Genomic DNA, 12,751 nt, shown 5'->3' on the forward strand with positions numbered 1-12,751 from the left:
TGGCACCAGGGTGATGGCCCGTGGGGTGGGCGCCTGGTGGTTGAGCCGGGGGATTATCCGTAAGCCGGTATCAGGGCGGCATCACTCCGGCGAGGGAGGCGAAATCCCCACTGGGGGTGATGTTCTGGCAGGCACGCATCCCTACCATGGCGGGCGTGGCTGTTGTCGCCGGTTTTGGTCGCGCTCTGCTGGTCGCCGGAGTGTGTGCGTTGTTGGTGTCGATCGGGGCGGGTTCCGTATCGGCGGATTCGGCGTCCTCCGGTGCGGATATTTCGGTCGCGCAGTCGCTCGGCGATCGGGAGCTCACGATCATCCTGCGTCGGGTGACCAGCGTGCCGGGGCCGTTGCGGGTGGATGTGGTCACCCATGCCGGTACCGCGCCCGGGCAACTCAGGCTCGCGGCGACACCGACAGGGGTCTCGACGCAATCGATGCAGCCCGCGCCGGGAGCGCCCGCGGCTGAGGCGGTTGTCGAACTCGGCGGCACGCCCGGGATGTACTCGGCGACAGTCCGAATGGACCGCGCCGGGCCATGGGAACTGGCCGTCGGCGATGGCACTCGGGTGGCGCGGATTCCGTTCATTGTGCCCGCACAAGTGACCTCGCCGCCCGAGCGCCTGGTCTACGGTGGGTTTCTGGTGGCGGGCGTACTGTTGCCCGTCGCCGTGGTGATCGCGATTCGTGCTCGGCGCAGCGTGTGGGCGCTGGTTCCGGCCGCCGGGATGGTGGCCGGGGTGGCGGTTTCGGTGACTGCCGCACTGCTTTCGGCATCGTTGCCGTTGCCGCCGCAACCAGGCAGTCAGCTCGATCCCACGCTCGATAATGTCACCGATCCCTATGCGGTGAATCAGCCTTTGATTTCGGACTTTTCGCGGCCGCCGGTACTGCTCACGGTCGCGGGTGGGCCCGTGAACGCCGGGCAGCCGGGCGATCTCGACCTCGTTCTGATCGATGCGGCCACCGGCGCAACCGTCGACGATCTGGTCGTGCACGACAGTGCGCTCATGCATCTGCTGATGGTCGGCCCGAGCGGCCGCCTGTCGCATCTACACCCGATCCGGATCGGAACCGGCCGGTATCAGGTTCATCTGGCCGCCCCCGAGGCCGGGCGGTATGCGCTGTCGGCGGAGTTGGCGCGGCGCGGCGGTGGTGTGCAAATGGTTCGCGCGACAGCTGGGTTCACTGTCCTACCCGGTGTCGCGGCACCGGAATCAGCCAGTGCCGCAGTGCATCTCGGTGGTGGTGACAAGACCGCGTCGACCGTTGTCGACGGTAATCCGGTCACCATCAGGACGACCACTCCGGTGGCAGGAGCACCGATCACGATTACCGCCGAATTCGGCGATGCCGCCGATCTGCAACCGTGGCTCGGTATGGTGGGCCATCTGATCATGTCCGGTCCAGTACCCAGCGACCCGGATATCGCTGCGGCCGTGCAGAACTCACCCATCTGGGGACACGGGCATTCGATGGGTGCGACATCGATGCAGGACATGCCGGATATGGATATGCACGGTATGGATATGACCGAACCCGCCGCGAGCCACGGCATTATGCTCATGCCACCCGCCAATGGCGAAAGCGCACCCGATGAGACGGTCGCCGCGTACGGTCCCGACGTTCCGTTCACCTACACCTTCCCCCTCGCGGGCTGCTATCGCCTCTGGATCCAGGTCGAACGGCGCTACACCGTGCTCACCGTCCCCGTCGTACTCGATGTCGCGGCCGGAGCGCGGCCATGAGCGAGCAAGCGGAGAACACTGCCACATCTCGGAAAGGTGTTCTCGCCGGGGGAGTGGTGGTCGTCATCGTGCTGGCCGCCATCGCGTGGTTCGTCTGGCCGCGCCCATCCGGTCCGCTCGTATTGAGAACCGGTTCCCCACAACATCTCGTCACCATCTCCATCGATAGCGTCCGAATCGGAAGCACCGCAATCGATGTCACCGTCACCGACCGCAGTGGCGCGACGAAAGACCATGCCGCCGTGCGCATTCAGGCGAACCAACCGCTCATGGGCCACGCCGGACAGCCCATCGCGGCGGCGGCCACCGGTCCGGGACACTTCCATGCCCCATCGGTACCACTCATGATGACCGGCCCGTGGGAGCTTCGCTTATCGATCGACGAACACGACAGCGTTGACGAACTCGCGGTGCCGATCTGGGTCGGCGGCTGAAAACATGCACAGTTCAGGAGGAATGAACACCATGAGCACATCAGCGCCGGTCGAAGTCGACGCCGGACCGAACATCTCCGATGACAGCACCGCGGCTCGCATCGGTGCCTGGGGCGTACTACTCGGCACCGCGGTCACATTGGTCGGTCTCAGCTGGGATATCCAGTGGCACAACGAAGTCGGTCCGGACACCTTCTTCACCCTGCCGCACCTGTTCCTGTACTCCGGCAGCGCGATTTCCGGATTCGCCAGTCTGGCAATGGTTCTCATCGCGACCTCCGCCCAGCGTGCCGATAAGCCCGTGCCCCGCCTCGGCGGCACTCCCATCCGAGTCTTCGGCAGCAACCTGACCGCACCGCTCGGCTATATGATCGCTGGAGCCGGTGCGGCACTATTCCTGCTCTACGGCCTGCTCGATCTGGAGTGGCATTCGATCTACGGTTTCGACGCGGTGCTCAATACGCCCTCACATGTGGCGCTGTTCCTGTCCAACGCGCTCACCATGATCGGCAGCATCATTGTTTTCGCCGCCCACCGCGACCATCGGTGGGGCCGGATGGGCATTGTGGTCGCGATTTCGATTCTGATCACCTTCGCCCCGATTCCCACCACTGCCTTGAACAATCTGCATCTGCCCGTCGATCCGACCATCCTCGGCTCCGTTGTGTTCGGGCCGCTGCTGCTCATCCTCGGCGCGGCGCTATTGGCCCGAGCGGGCGCGGCGATTGCCATCGCGGTTTCACTCGGCGCCTTGCAGGCGATCCTGTGGTGGTTCTCGCCCTGGGCCACGCACACCTACGCGTCGGCGATCGGCCTGCCGCTGCGGGACGGTCTCACCGGCCGTCCGCCGGATCTGCCCGCCATGATGCCGATGTTCCTGATCTTCGCGGCCGTCGCCGTCGAGGCGCTGTTCTGGCTGGCGCGCGAACGTGGTTTCGATGCGCGCAAGATGGTGCTGGTCGCCGGTGCCGTCACCGGCGTGATCATCGGCATGACATTCCCGCTGCAGTTGAATCTGGTCCGCGTCTCGCACATCGCCGTCGGTGACATCGCGACGATCACGCTGCTCGGCATTCCGCTCGGCCTGCTCGCCGGATTCCTCGGCGGTCGGTTCACCACCATGCTGCCCGCAATGAAGGATGCGTGATGTCGGTACTCCGCAGGCTCGCCGTCTCCGTACTGGCCGTGATCACGCTGTCGCTGGTGGCCGTCGCCCCCGCCGCCGCGTACGCGCCGGTCGAAATCGTGCACACCGAGCGCGTCCAGGTCGGCCCGTACGGCGTGACCGTCGGCTTCTCCACCTGGCCCATCCGGGCGATGAAGTCGCTGGACTTCACCTTCATGCCCGATGGCGGCATCGCCGACAAATCCGGGACGCTGCGCTTGACCGGACCCGCGATCAGACCCGGCCGCCGCGCCGCGCCGCTGGTTCGTCATCCCCGTAAACGCGACTCCTGGGGGTTGGACGTCAAGGCCTTCGACGCGCCAGGCACCTACACCTTCACCTTCGCGATCGACGGCCCGCTCGGACACGGCGAAGGGACCCTCGGCGATGTCACGGTGCTCGACCAGCCCGGACCGCCGCTGCCGCTTAGCTGGACGATCGGCACCCTGCCGCTGATCGGCCTGCTGGTCTTCCTCGCGGTGGCCTGGCGTCGTACCCGACCGGGGCGGCAGCCGCTGGTCGTCTGACGGGTCAGAACCAGGCGTCCCGCATTTCCAGCGTGGTGCGGTCCATCAGCTCGAGCAGATCCAATTGCGGTGTGGTCTTGGGCAATTCGTAACGGAAGAAGTAGCGGGCCGCGGCACGCTTGCCGTCGTAGAAGTCGCCTTCCTTGCCGTGCGCGGCGAGGGCCTGCTCCAGCCAGATCCAGGCGACCACGACGTGCCCGAAGGCCTCCAGGTAGATGCTGGAATTGGCCATGGCGGCGGCGATATCGCCGGAGGCGAACATCCAGCCGGTGACGGTGAGCAGCCGTTGCCAGACCGCGTCGAGCTGTCCGCCGAATTCGGTCCACTCGCCGCCCGCCTCGGTGGCCGCGAGCACGGTCCGCTCGATCTGTGCGGCCAGCAGCCGCAGGCTCGCGCCATCGTGCTGGATCACCTTGCGGCCCAACAGATCCAGACCCTGGATGCCGTGGGTGCCCTCGTGGATCGGGTTGAGGCGGTTGTCGCGGTAGTGCTGTTCGACATCGTATTCGCGGGTGTAGCCGTAGCCGCCGTGCACCTGGATGGCGAGGCTGTTGGCCTCCAGACACCATTGCGAGGGCCAACTCTTCGCCACGCCGGTGAGGATTTCCAGCAGTAGGGTGTGCTCGCGTTGGGCCGCCGGATCCGTGGCGGTGCGTTCCAGGTCGACGAGGCGGTTGCAGTAGAGCAGCAGAGCGAGCGCGCCCTCGACATAAGCCTTCTGCGCCAACAGCATTCGCCGCACATCGGGATGTTCGATGATCGGTGTCTGCGGTGTGGACGGATCCTTGGCGGTGATCGCGCGGCCCTGACGGCGTTCCCGGGCGTATTCGAGTGATTTCAGGTATCCGGTGTAGCCCAATGCCGTTGCGCCGAGACCGACGCCGAGGCGTGCCTCGTTCATCATGTGGAACATGTAGGACAGGCCGCGATGCGGTTCGCCGACGAGATAGCCCACCGCACCGGGCGAGCCGTCCGGATTGTGCTTGCCCTCACCGAAATTCAGCACGGTATTCGTGGTGCCCCGATATCCCATCTTGTGGTTCAACCCGGCCAGCACCACATCGTTGCGCGCACCGAGCGAACCGTCCTCGGCCACCAGGAATTTCGGCACGACGAACAGCGAGATGCCCTTGGTTCCGGCCGGTCCGCCCGGAATCTTGGCCAGCACCAGGTGCACGATATTGTCGGTCAGCTCGTGATCGCCGCCGGAGATCCACATTTTCGAGCCGAAGAGGCGGTAGGTGCCATCGGCCTGGGGTTCGGCGCGGGTGACGATATCGGCCAGCGACGAACCCGCCTGCGGTTCGGACAGACACATCGTTCCGGTGAAACGACCCTCGACCATGGGCTTGACGAAGCGGTCGATCTGTTCCGGAGTGCCATGCGCGGCAAGGAGATTGGCATTGCCGACGGTGAGGAACAGATATCCGGTGGTGCCGACATTGGCCGCCTGGAACCAGCAGAATCCGGCCGCCTCCACGGTGGCGGGCAGTTGCAGCCCGCCGATCTCCTCGTCCATCGCGGCGCCAATGAGATTGGCCTTGGTGAAGGCCTCGATCGCGGCCTTCACCTCGGGGATGATGGTGACCTTCTCACCGTCGAAGGTCGGCTCATTGCTGTCGTTGCGCTTGTTGTGGGTGGCGAAGTGTCGGGTGGCCAGATCCTCGCAGAGGTCGAGAAAGCCGTCGAAGGTGTCCCTGGAGTGTTCGGTGAACCGGGGCAACGCCGTGAGCTCCTCGACCCGCAGCCATTCGTAGAGCAGGAAGTCCAGGTCCCTACGGGAGATCAGGTTCGAGCGCACGGGCACATCCTCTCGCGGTGGCGGAGCACTGGCCCAGACGGGCGCGGTACTCGCTCGGGTCGATTTGGTACGTTACTACCCATGTGTCGCGAATCGATCCCGGGGCTGGAATGACCACAACCACCGGTGCCCGACCCGTCGGCCGTCCCGCGGCCGCCTCCCAGGACCAGGTACTCGCCGCGGCCAGCGCCCAGTTCCTGGCCTGCGAGCGGGTCGATGTGCAGGCCATCGCGGCGGAGCTGGGATTGTCACGCGCGACCATCTACCGCTGGTTCGGTTCGCGCGACGGTCTGCTCGGCGCGGTCATGGTGTCGGAATTCGAGCGGATGGTGGTGGCGGCGCAGACGCGCGCCGACGGCACGGGCGCGCCGCGAGTACTCGCCCTGCTGGACCGGGTGGCGCAGTGGCTGACGCGCAGCGAGGCCTACCGCTATTTCATCGCGACCGAACAGGCCACCGCGGGCCGCATCATCACCACCAGCGACGGGCCGGTACAGCCGAAGGTGGTCGGCGTGGTCGCCGACATTCTCGACACCGCGATGGTGGAGGGCTACCAGAACCGGGTCGACACCCACACCTTCGCCTATGCGCTGGTCAGGCTTATCGAGGCCTTCCTGTATCAGGATGCGGTGACCGGCCTTCGCGGCGATGTGGAGCGGTTGCGCGCGGTGCTGGCGGTCATTCTGGGACTCGACCCGGATCAGGGCAGTCCCTAGCCGTTCACTGCGCCCGCACGTCGCGGTCGTCGCAAGAGTGCGTCGAATGTAGTCGAATGGTGGTCGTCCACGACGAATGGTCAGCGGGCCCAGGGGGCGACGATGGGGGGTTGGCCGGGGATGAGTCCCTGTCCGCCGACGGGCAATATGACGACTGCCTCGAAGGTTTCATCGCTGGGGGTGGACATCGCGAACTGTTGATATGCGGGCACGATGAGTGCGTCTCCGGCCGTGACGGTGAACGTTTCGTCGCCCATGGTGACGGTCATCGTTCCGGACAGCGCGATGAAGATCTCCTCGCGGTCCAGGGCGTGTGCGGGGGCGTCGGTGCCGGGCTTCAGGGTCAGTCGCCAGGCGCTGTTCTCGGTGGCGCCGCGGCTGGGTGCGGCGAGGCCGACGAACGTCGCGTGGTCGTTCTCGAAGTGTGGCGCGCTGTCCGCGGTGATGTGTGGCATATCGTGGTTCCTAATCTTCAACCGAGGTGTTCAACTAAGGTGTACAACTACAGTTGAACATATTGCTGCAAGGAGAGTCAAGATGGATTTCGGGATCCTGCTCGGGAGGGCATATCAGCAGTTGGTCGGAGAGTTACACGCCCACCTGGCCGAGCGCGGATACCGGGGACTCGGTGCGTCCTACGGCTACGTCCTGCGTTCGCTGGACGAAAACGCCCGCACCGCAAGTCAACTGGCTGAAGGGCTCGGTATCAGCGCGCAGGGAGCGGCCAAGGTCGTCGACGAAATGGTGCGGCACGGGTATGTGGAGCGGCGCCCAGATCCGGCCGACAAGCGGGCCAAGCTGCTGCACCTGTCCGACCGGGGGCGCGACCTACTGGCCACGGTGCGCGAATTCCACGCCGCCTACGAGCGCGGGCTGATCGCCAGGGTAGGCGGGGACCAGGTCGCCACAGTGCGTGCGGTGCTGTGCGAGGTGGTCGGCACGGCACCGGTTTCCGGCGAAGAGCGGACCTTTCGGCCGCTATGAGAGTCATCGACACAGCGTGGCTGCGCGCGGTGTCGGCGGTCATTCTGGGGCTGGATCGGGATCAGCGCGGCCCGTAGGTATTGAGGAACAGAACGGGTCCGTTGCCGAAGTCGCCGCGGGTATCCATCTCCAGGAGTCCGGCCAAAGCCTTTGCGGTGTAGACGGTTTCCAATTCCAGCCCGTTGGTCGCGGCGAGCTTCTGCGCGGCAATGGCGGCCGGGGTTTCATGGCCGTAGCCGGGACCGAGCCAGTCGCGCACCATCGTCACGTCATCCGGGCGCAGCTCGGGCACGGTGAATTCCGCGCCGCGGGCGCGCAGCACAGTCGCGGCGCGGTTCGCCAGCTCGACAATGTGTCGCGCGTCGAGGGGGAGCGAGTCGTTGACGACGACGCCGACGACGCGGGTGCGTAGTCTGGCAAGCCGTAGGCCGAGGGCCAAACCCGCTGCCGTGCCTCCGGATCCAACGGCGGTCACCAGATGTGTCGGTTGCGGTAGTTCGCCCGCGGCGATCTGCGCCGCCAGTTCTAATGCGACCTCGACATAGCCGAGCGCGCCGATCGGCGAAGATCCGCCGACGGGCAGCAGATACGGTGGGGTGCGTCCATGCAAATGCCGCAGCAGCAGCCACGGGACGGTCAAGATGGTGCGCAGCCTGCTGTGCGTGAAATGCAAAGTGGCGCCGGTGTTTTCCAGTCTCCGCAGCTGCTCGCGGACGTGTTCGTCTACCGGTTGGTCGACCAGCGCCAGCGCGGTGTCGATGCCGAACTCCCGAGCGTAGAGCGCCGTGGCCAGACCCCAGTTGGTTCCGGTGCCACCGAAGGTCAGAATGGTGCGGGCACCCCGCCGTCGGGCCTCGGGCAACAGCCACTCCAGCTTCCGGATCTTATTGCCGCCCCAACCGCCGGACCCGTACCCGCTTTCGTCCTTGCACCACACCGTGCTGTCGGTGCCGAGCTCCAGCGGGCGGACCGGCGTCGGCGCGACACCGAGCGGGGCGAACGGCAGTGCGCTGGCCAGTTCGGGGAAGCGCTGGTGGAGCAGGGGTTCGATCATAGTCCGACCATTATCGGATTCAGCTCCCTACGGTGCTGGACGTGAAGTGATCAAGATCAGGTGGCTGGTGGCGGGGGCTTCTCGGCCGATGCCGCCACAGTTTCCACGTGATCACATGTCCTGTTGCGGGTATCGCGGCGGCCGACAAAACGACATCGAGATCCTCAAACGGAGACGCCCAGCCAGCGTGCGAACTCTGCCGTGCTTCCTGTGCTGCGCCGCTCTGCGGCGGCGATTGCACCGAGTGTCTCTCGCACGCTCGGATGCAGCTTCGTCTGCTGGAGAGCAACCGTACGCGCGACGTTGAGTGCTTTGATCGCCTTATCCGGCTGTCCTGTCATCACCCAGGCGCGGGCGATGTCCTGCCACAAATGGCCCGCGCGGGTCTTCGCGATCGACGGCGGAAGGATAAGGGCGGAACCCTCACGTGCCGCCCGTCCCGGGTCGCCCGCTTCGAGTTCGACACCGACCGAATGGATTTCGGTATTTGCCGGGCCGAACAGCGTCTCGTACGCGCGGGTCTCGAACCCCAACCGCGAACCGATCAGCCGCGCCTCGGCGATATGATCCCGCGCCGTGTCGAGCCGCAGCCCGCGGGCGGCGGCAACGGCACCCGCAAGGTGTGCCGCCCCCATAACCGAAAGGGCATCGTCGCTGTCGCCTTGCGCCTCGACCAGCGCTTTGTCGACGAGCATCAGCGCCAGGTCGGTGCTGTCTTGATAGACAAGCAACCGGGTACGCATCACCTTGCCGACGGCGACGGCGAGGCGGTCGCCCGAATGTGCTGCAGCCCAGTCATATCGGTCGATTGCGGGAATAGTCAACGACATGAACCCGAAGCGTCGACACATCCGATCAGCCGCATTGAATGCGCTGCAAAGCAGGTCGTAAACCTCAGGGCTTGGATTGTCACGTAAAGCGCCATATGCCTGTCGGATCAACGCTGGCAGATTCGCCAGCGCGCGACGGCTCTTGCCCTTGCGATCGTCGTCGTTGATCACCTTCATCGCTGCCTGTAACTCAGCGAGCGGCGGAGGCTCTACGGCGCGCACATATTCGCCTTCGCAGAGGATCGCGCGCAGTTCGGCGATGCCCTCGAGTGGGCCCTCTTCTTCGAGGGTGTCCCGGAATGGCGTGCCACGCAGTACCTCCTGGTCGATGTCGCATACGCGAGCGACCGCAGCAATGAATCCTGGCGTCGGGATCTTCAGATCCTGCTCGACCTTGCGCACCATGGAGGGGCTGTAGTCAATAGCCCGAGCCAGCTGCAGCTGTGTCATTCCGGCAACGCGACGTTCTCGGGCGATTCGCTTGCCTATGCCGAGACCCATTGCCATGGTTCAAATTCCTTGAAGTTGAAAGTTGCCCCCATGCCTCCACCCAGGGTAGCGACATCGCGGTGTCAACACCATTGACACTTCAGTGTCATGCGGTGGCACTTTGGTGATACTTCGACGGCGTCGAGGAGTGCGAACGTTCCAGTCAGCGCACGACATCGTTTAGACGCCGCGGCCCTGGCACCGCAGCGATTCGAGATCCGCGATGCGTGCGCACTCAACCGCACATGTATCCAAGGGGACTACGCAATGCCCGCTGAACTCGTCACAGTCATGGTTGTCGCCGCCACGGTCATGTTCTTCCTGTGGCTAGTCTTCTACGGCCTGCCCTACCTGCTCCGTTCCGATTCCGTCCCGGACGACGCGATCCCAGCAACCGACATCCTCGAGCGAGTAGCCAGTGAATCCTCGCGTATCCACCCCGCACCTCCCGGCGGATACACCGTCGAAGAAGCTGGCTACGTCCTGCAAGAACACCTCGAGTGCAGTCGCGAGATCTGCGACGCCAAGAACACTGCTTACTGGGTCCGCGCTGAGGCGGGCAAGCTTCAGCCCACGCGGGAAGCGGTCCGGTGAGCGGGGTGATCGAGTTCGGCGACGGCACGTTCGGATTCCTCGGTGACGATGGATGGGTCGACGAATTGGACGCCATCGATACGCCTGAGTTGGAAACCACTGCCGCGTTGGGGGTGGGATTCATCGACATCGACGCCGCGTGTGTCATCGATACCGCACTGCCGCAACGTATCCCGTTCGTCGGGCCGCCAGCGCCCGTGGGTCCGCCAGTCGAGCTGGTCGAGCGCATCGCAGACGCAGTCCGCGAGTGGGCCGATCAGTGAGGATCCCCGCAAACCGGATGTCGATGGCCGCCGCTTACCGCCCGGACGCGCGCGACGCCGGAGTCCGCCGCTACTTCGGTCTCGTCCAGTTCGCCCTGCTCGCTCGCGTACCCGCATGGAGGAAAGAAAATGAAGATCATCAGAGCAGCGCTCGCGGCGTGCTCCCTCATCTTGACCATGGGCGCGGGCAACCTGACCGACGGCACCGGTCCCGCGAACGCTTCAGCGAAGTCCTGCGGGTTCGAATTTTCGCGGTCCCTGCCGATGGTGCTTACACCACAGATCACCGCGCGAGGCTTGGCGCAGTGCGACGCACCGCCCGAGGAGCACACCCTGACCCTCGCGCTGCAATACGACAACAACGGGCGATGGGAGACGGCCTCTTCCAAGACCGACAGCAGCATCCCCCCGAGCGCGCCGGGCTTCACCACCTACGAAGTCTCCGCCGCCTGCTACGCGGGGCGCTGGCGAATGGCTGTGAGCATCCTCGGCCGCCTTCACGGGACACCCTTCGCGTTCAGTGACTACTCGACGGTGCGCGAGATACCGTCCAGTCAATGCCCTAGCAGATGAGAGAGGCGAACATGTCCGACAGCCAGGCCAATGGCCTCGATATGGATAAGTCGCGCGACCTGTGTGACCGGATACAGGCGGTTGTGGAGGATCTTCACGCGATCGCGGGTACGCCGAAGCATCCAGCGATTGCCCTGCTGATGAAGGCCGCAGACGAGATCACCGCAACGGCGATGGCTAATTCGCCACGCCGTTATGCAGACTACGAGCCGAAGTCTGCGTGATCACCCTCCGAGAGCAAGACTGGGAGCCGGTCACACCGACTGGCAACCATCCGCGCAGTCCTGAAATGAATGACGCGCGTTGCTGTTTGAGCGTGTCTGGTGTCAGGTGATACGCACGTAGGTTCCGGTGCCGGTGGTGACCGATGGCTGCCCTGAATAGCCGGAGAGCTGGTCGGGTGAACGTCTCAGGGTTGTTCTCCGTCCGGGTACCAGACGCGGCCTGCCTCTAACAGCGCTGACGCTGCGGCGTATTCACGGTCGTCGCCGTGCAGTAGCGGCAGAACGTCCGCGGCCCGGAAACTCGGCGGTTTCAGGTGGGGCCAGTTGCGCGCGAAGGCTTCGACGACGCGGACGATGGTGTGCCCGTCGTTGGGCGGTGGCGCGACGCTCACTGCGACTTCCTTACCTGGTCGTAGTAGTCCGGGTCCGCGGGCATCCACGGGAGAATCGGCGAGTGCTGAAGTTTCTAGGGCCAGTCGCGCTCTTCTCGGGATCCACGCCAGGACACGACGTCGACGATTTCGGCGCGGCCTTTGCCAGGGTCCTCTGCGGCGCGGGCGAGCCCGAATCCGAATTCACTCCATCGGAGCCAGAGGCTAGCGCCAATCGGTGACATGTTGCGGCGACCGTCACCGGTGGTTGCTTTGCCCGCATGCGCTTCTGTGAGGAGCGCGAAGCCGTAGCATTCGCGGAGTCCGTCGAGTACCCAGAGGATGTCTCGGGCGGGTTGTTCTTCGTTCGGGTTCATTCGGTGGAGCTTGTACAGGGGGCCGAGGACGAGGAGGTCGGGATCGATGGCGCGTTACAGCCAGGCCCTGTCGTCCCCGGTGCGTAGGTCGATGCCGACGGGCCGTACTTCGATGGACATGGCGTCGTTCCAGTCGGCTGCGGTGAGTCCGTGATTGGCCCTGCGGCTGTTGACCATTCGCGTGACCCAGTGGTAGCGGCGGTTGAAGCAGTTCGGGTCATGCTGCGAGTCCCGAACAGCCGCCTCATTCGGGCTCGATGAGGCCGTGTTTGCGGGCCACCGCGGCGGCTTCGGTTCGCGTCGCGGCACCGAGCTTGGTGAGGATCCGTGATACATGCACGCCCGCGGTATTGCCGCTGATGAACAGCTCGGCCGCGATCTGGCGATTGCTCAATCCCTGTGCGACCAGACGTAATACGTCGAGCTCGCGTCGTGTCAGACCGAAGGTACGCGGCGGATGCTTCACCGGTTCCGGCTGAGTTGAGTGGAGTGTGACCCCGGCGCGCTCGGCCAGTCTCTCGGCTGCTTCGGTCAACGGCGGCGCCCCCAATTCCGCCGCGAGTTGGGCGGCTTCGCGCAGGGGCTCGCGGGCGGCGGCGCGATTGCC

The 12,751-nt window shown here is 65.2% G+C and carries 17 protein-coding genes; 10 read left to right on the forward strand and 7 right to left on the reverse strand.

The annotated features are described in order from the left end of the window. Positions 1-155 precede the first annotated feature (155 nt). Genes NA5_RS13140 through NA5_RS13155 form a run of 4 tightly spaced genes read left to right on the forward strand, consistent with a single transcriptional unit; the run spans position 156 to position 3,868 of the window. On the forward strand, positions 156-1,742 hold the full coding sequence (locus NA5_RS13140; RefSeq protein WP_245672212.1) for a hypothetical protein: 1,587 nt from the start codon (positions 156-158) through the stop codon (positions 1,740-1,742). Then, a complete protein-coding gene (locus NA5_RS13145; protein ID WP_157110377.1) occupies positions 1,739-2,176 on the forward strand; it encodes a FixH family protein in 438 nt (145 codons plus the stop codon). The genes NA5_RS13140 and NA5_RS13145 overlap by 4 nt, the downstream gene beginning before the upstream one ends. Before the next feature lie 31 nt (positions 2,177-2,207). Continuing rightward, the gene (locus NA5_RS13150) at positions 2,208-3,323 is read left to right on the forward strand and encodes a hypothetical protein (RefSeq protein WP_174555229.1); all 1,116 of its coding nucleotides are present in this window, start codon (positions 2,208-2,210) and stop codon (positions 3,321-3,323) included. Further along, complete coding sequence (locus NA5_RS13155) at positions 3,323-3,868, forward strand: hypothetical protein (protein WP_062985507.1); 546 nt, start codon at positions 3,323-3,325, stop codon at positions 3,866-3,868. Before NA5_RS13150 ends, NA5_RS13155 begins: the two co-directional genes overlap by 1 nt. A 4-nt stretch (positions 3,869-3,872) precedes the next feature. Here the strand turns inward: NA5_RS13155 and NA5_RS13160 are convergent, their stop codons facing one another. Next, positions 3,873-5,669 carry an acyl-CoA dehydrogenase gene (locus NA5_RS13160; RefSeq protein ID WP_062985446.1) on the reverse strand — a complete coding sequence of 599 codons (1,797 nt, stop codon included), beginning with the start codon at positions 5,667-5,669 and terminating at the stop codon, positions 3,873-3,875. A 110-nt stretch (positions 5,670-5,779) separates the two neighbouring features. Between NA5_RS13160 and NA5_RS13165 the strand changes: the two genes are divergently transcribed. Continuing rightward, the gene (locus tag NA5_RS13165) at positions 5,780-6,385 is read left to right on the forward strand and encodes a TetR/AcrR family transcriptional regulator (RefSeq protein WP_062985448.1); all 606 of its coding nucleotides are present in this window, start codon (positions 5,780-5,782) and stop codon (positions 6,383-6,385) included. An 80-nt stretch (positions 6,386-6,465) separates the two neighbouring features. Here the strand turns inward: NA5_RS13165 and NA5_RS13170 are convergent, their stop codons facing one another. Next, a complete protein-coding gene (locus NA5_RS13170) occupies positions 6,466-6,840 on the reverse strand; it encodes a cupin domain-containing protein (RefSeq protein ID WP_062985450.1) in 375 nt (124 codons plus the stop codon). Between the two features lie 82 nt (positions 6,841-6,922). On the opposite strand from NA5_RS13170, the gene NA5_RS13175 reads away from it, so the two are divergent. Further along, positions 6,923-7,369 carry a MarR family winged helix-turn-helix transcriptional regulator gene (locus NA5_RS13175; protein WP_062985452.1) on the forward strand — a complete coding sequence of 149 codons (447 nt, stop codon included), beginning with the start codon at positions 6,923-6,925 and terminating at the stop codon, positions 7,367-7,369. Between the two features lie 61 nt (positions 7,370-7,430). Here the strand turns inward: NA5_RS13175 and NA5_RS13180 are convergent, their stop codons facing one another. Together NA5_RS13180 and NA5_RS13185 are read right to left on the reverse strand one after the other, a co-directional pair. Next, a complete protein-coding gene (locus tag NA5_RS13180) occupies positions 7,431-8,423 on the reverse strand; it encodes a 1-aminocyclopropane-1-carboxylate deaminase/D-cysteine desulfhydrase (RefSeq protein WP_062985454.1) in 993 nt (330 codons plus the stop codon). Positions 8,424-8,587: 164 nt separating this feature from the next. Further along, positions 8,588-9,760, reverse strand: coding sequence for a helix-turn-helix domain-containing protein (locus NA5_RS13185; RefSeq protein ID WP_062985455.1), 1,173 nt, complete (start codon positions 9,758-9,760; stop codon positions 8,588-8,590). Positions 9,761-10,009: 249 nt separating this feature from the next. Here NA5_RS13185 and NA5_RS13190 point away from each other — a divergent pair, with 249 nt between their 5' ends. The 4 genes from NA5_RS13190 to NA5_RS13205 all read left to right on the forward strand — a co-directional run bounded on the left by NA5_RS13190 (position 10,010) and on the right by NA5_RS13205 (position 11,396). Beyond that, positions 10,010-10,336: a hypothetical protein gene (locus NA5_RS13190; protein ID WP_062985457.1), complete on the forward strand. Its 327-nt coding sequence runs from the start codon at positions 10,010-10,012 to the stop codon at positions 10,334-10,336. Next, positions 10,333-10,599: a hypothetical protein gene (locus NA5_RS13195; protein ID WP_062985459.1), complete on the forward strand. Its 267-nt coding sequence runs from the start codon at positions 10,333-10,335 to the stop codon at positions 10,597-10,599. The genes NA5_RS13190 and NA5_RS13195 overlap by 4 nt, the downstream gene beginning before the upstream one ends. Positions 10,600-10,728: 129 nt before the next feature. Continuing rightward, positions 10,729-11,172 (forward strand): hypothetical protein, encoded by a 444-nt coding sequence (locus tag NA5_RS13200; protein ID WP_062985461.1) that lies wholly within the window; start codon positions 10,729-10,731, stop codon positions 11,170-11,172. Positions 11,173-11,183: 11 nt separating this feature from the next. Then, on the forward strand, positions 11,184-11,396 hold the full coding sequence (locus tag NA5_RS13205; protein ID WP_157110378.1) for a hypothetical protein: 213 nt from the start codon (positions 11,184-11,186) through the stop codon (positions 11,394-11,396). A 185-nt stretch (positions 11,397-11,581) separates the two neighbouring features. Here the strand turns inward: NA5_RS13205 and NA5_RS13210 are convergent, their stop codons facing one another. The 3 genes from NA5_RS13210 to NA5_RS13220 all read right to left on the reverse strand — a co-directional run. After that, on the reverse strand, positions 11,582-11,788 hold the full coding sequence (locus NA5_RS13210; RefSeq protein ID WP_062985465.1) for a hypothetical protein: 207 nt from the start codon (positions 11,786-11,788) through the stop codon (positions 11,582-11,584). Between the two features lie 410 nt (positions 11,789-12,198). Next, positions 12,199-12,321 carry a hypothetical protein gene (locus tag NA5_RS42850; RefSeq protein ID WP_281201709.1) on the reverse strand — a complete coding sequence of 41 codons (123 nt, stop codon included), beginning with the start codon at positions 12,319-12,321 and terminating at the stop codon, positions 12,199-12,201. Between the two features lie 67 nt (positions 12,322-12,388). Further along, on the reverse strand, positions 12,389-12,751 hold a 363-nt coding region (locus NA5_RS13220), incomplete at its 5' end, for a response regulator transcription factor (RefSeq protein WP_169811292.1).

The organism is Nocardia anaemiae NBRC 100462 (assembly GCF_001612725.1).
GTDB classification, from domain to species: domain Bacteria; phylum Actinomycetota; class Actinomycetes; order Mycobacteriales; family Mycobacteriaceae; genus Nocardia; species Nocardia anaemiae.